The organism is Ruminococcus sp., assembly GCF_017650195.1.
Classification (GTDB): domain Bacteria; phylum Bacillota; class Clostridia; order Oscillospirales; family Ruminococcaceae; genus Ruminococcus.
This window is the reverse complement of the sequence record NZ_JAGCFH010000282.1, coordinates 1-3,705: the sequence shown is the minus strand read 5'-3', so window position 1 is coordinate 3,705 and position 3,705 is coordinate 1. Positions and strand designations below refer to the sequence as shown.

The 3,705-nt window shown below is 47.5% G+C and carries 2 protein-coding genes; both read left to right on the top strand.

What is annotated here, in order from left to right:
• Positions 1-2,686 (top strand): glycoside hydrolase family 9 protein (locus tag J6U00_RS12810; protein WP_365719054.1); only part of this gene is annotated, 2,686 nt, incomplete at its 5' end.
• 148 nt (positions 2,687-2,834) lie between these two features.
• Positions 2,835-3,566 carry a hypothetical protein gene (locus J6U00_RS12805; protein ID WP_296582432.1) on the top strand — a complete coding sequence of 244 codons (732 nt, stop codon included), beginning with the start codon at positions 2,835-2,837 and terminating at the stop codon, positions 3,564-3,566.
• The last annotated feature ends 139 nt before the right edge of the window (positions 3,567-3,705 follow it).

Genomic DNA, 3,705 nt, shown 5'->3' with positions numbered 1-3,705 from the left:
TCTTTCTGTCAGAGCTCTGTCCGCGGGTGCAGCAGCAATCATCGCTACATCAGCGGTTATACCGGTCGGACTGAGTTTTACAGCTCTCACAGCAAACGCAGGTCAGCAGCTGGGACAGACAGATTTTGAAAACGGAGTCGGTCTCCCATGGCATATAGTTGAATCTGCACCGGGAGAAATGGGTTTTGACATAAGCAATGGTGCATACACTGTTACTATCGTGAATCCAGGCGGAGCATCAAGAGGCGGAGAGGACAGATGGGACTGCCAGTTCAGACACAGAGGACTCAAGATAGTCTCAGGTCATAAGTATAAGGTATCCTACGAAATAACTCCCTCAGAGAGTGGAAAGTACTACACCAAGATAGGCAATCTCGACGGAGATGTTGAAATATGGCATAATATGATGTCGGATAACGGTCCCGATTTCAACAGCACATGGGAATGTATACAGATAGGCAAAAACGAGACAAAGAAGGTAGATGTTACTTTTACAGCCAGCAAGTCACTTGATGTTGCAGAGTGGGCTTTCCACCTCGGTGGCGACGGTCAGTACACTAATGGTGACTGCTTCCCTGTCGGCACTAAGATAAAGTTCGACAATATGTCACTTATTGACCTTACCAGCGACGAGAACGACTATCCCGAGTCCTCTCCTTACGAAAGAGCTGGGATTCTCACCAATCAGGTATGCTATTTCCCGGACAGAGCCAAGAGAGCGACCCTTCTCAGTGATTCACAGAAGGCTGTCGACTTCGAAATAAAGGACGAGTCCGGAATGACTGTATACACTGGCAAGAGTACTCCATTCGGAGCTGATAAAGACTCCGGAGATGAGGTACACCTTCTTGATTTCAGCGACTTGAAAAAAGAAGGCACATACTATATAGAAGCGGAAGACGGCTCTGAAAGCCGAGAATTCAAAATAAGTGGCTCACAGCAATACTCCTCTCTGCTTTACGATTCTCTGAACTACTTCTATCAGAACAGAAGCGGCATAGCGATTGAAAGTGAATACATATCTTCAGGCGATACATCTGCACTTGCCCGTGCGGCAGGTCACCCGAAAGATATGGCTGAGATAGAGCACACATGGGGCTATAGCGGAAGCAGCGGTTCAATAGACGTTACCGGCGGCTGGTATGACGCAGGTGACCACGGAAAATACGTTGTAAACGGAGGCTTCTCCCTCTGGCTCATGCAGAATCAGTACGAAACGGCTGTTAAATACGGCTTTGAAGAAGCTTATGCTGACGGTACAATGCTTATCCCCGAAAACAGCAACGGTATCCCCGATCTTCTTGATGAGAGCCGATGGGAAATGGAATGGATGCTGAAAATGATAGTTGACAGTGGCGACTACAAGGGCATGGCTTACCATAAAGCCCACGACGAGAAATGGACAGCCCTTGGCATAGCTCCTGCGGATGACGACATGAAACGTATCGTTAAGCCTCCCACGACTGCCGCAACTCTTAACCTTGCAGCCTGCGGTGCTCAGGCAGCAAGACTCTGGAAAGATATTGACAGTGATTTCGCAGCCGAATGCCTTGAAGCTGCCGAAAACGCCTTCAATGCTGCAAAAAAGCATCCTGCCATGTACGCTCCTCTTGACGAATCCGTAGGCGGAGGAGCTTACGGTGACGACGATGTGGAAGACGAATTCTGCTGGGCTGCCCTTGAGCTTTTTATAACCACAGGCAATGAGGACTATTACGATGAAGCAACAGAAAACAAGTTCTTCCTTGACGTACCTTCATCTCTCGGCGGCGGAGAAAGCGTAGACACAGTCGGCAGCTTCGACTGGGGCAATACAGGAGCTCTTGCAACACTGAGCGCCGCACTAAACCCTGAAAAATTCGACAAGGGTGACGTTGAGATAATACATGAAGCCGTTATTGCAGCAGCAGACCGATTCATATCACTGGAGGAAAATCAAGGCTATGGTCTCCCCTACGGTCAGAGCACTCTTGCTTACAACGACAGTGATCAAGGCTATTTATGGGGCTCAAACTCCTTTGTTACCGATAATTCCATAGTTATGGCTTACGCTTATCTGCTGACCAACGAGGAACAGTACCTCGACGGAGCTATAGGCGGTATGGATTACATACTCGGCAGGAACGCAATGGATTATTCTTATGTTACAGGCTACGGTACCCACGCTATAGAGTATCCTCACCACCGCTACTGGGCAAAGCAGATTGACGAGACATTCCCTAAAGCCCCAAACGGCGTAATGTGCGGCGGTCCGAATTCAGGTATGCAGGACCCGTGGGTGCAGGGCTCAGGCTGGAAAAAGGGAGAGATAGCTCCACAGAAATGCTATCTTGACAATATCGAAGCCTGGTCGGTAAACGAATGTACCATAAACTGGAACGCCTCTCTTGCATGGCTGGCAGGCTTCACAGCACAGACAGCCACCGATGAAGGTATACAGACAGAACATCATTCCGGCAGCAAAAAAACTGATGACGATGAAAATACAACAACATCGAAAAGTTCAAAAGATAAAACGGAAAAGGCAACCACCAAGGCTGCAAAGCAGAAGGACGACAGCGAAAGCAAGTCCGGAGACTCCAACGGCGTCGCAAAGACTGCCCTTATTGCCGGAGCTGCTGTTATCGGTCTTATCTCTCTTGAACTCTTCATCTATAAACTTGTAAAACTGAAAAAGAAACAGTAAATCTTTCCCCGTACAAAGCACAACAGCATTTGTCTTTATACGGGGATTTTTCATATTTCTGTCACAAACACGGAAATACTCAGGCTTGACTTTTTACGACATTTATTGTATAATAAAAACATCTATGATACAGGAGTGTGTTAATTAAATGAGTAAAGGAAACGGATTTTTCAGCAATCTGAAAAACTCCACTAAGATAACACTTGTTTCGTGCGGATGCTTTATCGCTCTTGCGGCGGCTATACTTTCATTCTTTGTGATGTTCCCTCTCACACCTTCAGAAAAAGTGATATCAAGTTTCGGACGCGAAAAGATAAACAACGAGACAAGCTCTGTAACGAACGTGACAACATCTGTCGTCACAACTACTCTGAATGATATTTCCGTAGTCAGAACATCGCGTACTACTACAGTCTCAAAAACAACAAGAACTAATTATACGATAGAGGTCACCTCAGGCTCAAGATATTTTGTGGATCAGAGGATTCCCACAGGCGTATACCCGAATGAATACTATGTTCAGACCACCACGACTGTAAGCTCCGTTGCAGGCGGTACAGGTACAGGCACCGGAAACGGTACAGGCACTGGAACAGGTACAGGTAACGGAACAGGTACAGGTAACGGAACTGGCACAGATACCGGTACAGGAACAGGCTCCGGCGGTTCGGCAGGCGGTACTGAAACTCCTCCAACTCCCACAGAAAGCAATGCAGGAACAGGCTCCGGCGGTTCGGCAGGCGGTACTGAAACTCCTCCCACGCCCACAGAAGGCAATGCAGGAACAGGTTCCGGCGGCGGCGAAGCTCAGGCTCCGGTAGATAACGGAGGTGCGGCATCAGGCGGCGAAGTAGCAGGCGGTTCAGAAGCGTCTGCATAACAATAAAAAAATAAAGGGCTTCCTTGTGGAAGCCTTTTTATATTCAGAATACTGCTTTTTTTATCATATCCAGCTCTTCAAGAGAGATACAGTTCGGTATATTCTCATATTTCATTATGGACAAAAGCTCATCTATCTC

Excerpts from the sequence above, each read along its gene's own strand:
- J6U00_RS12805 (WP_296582432.1), top strand. The coding sequence starts at position 2,835 with ATGAGTAAAGGAAACGGATTTTTCAGCAATCTGAAAAACTCCACTAAG.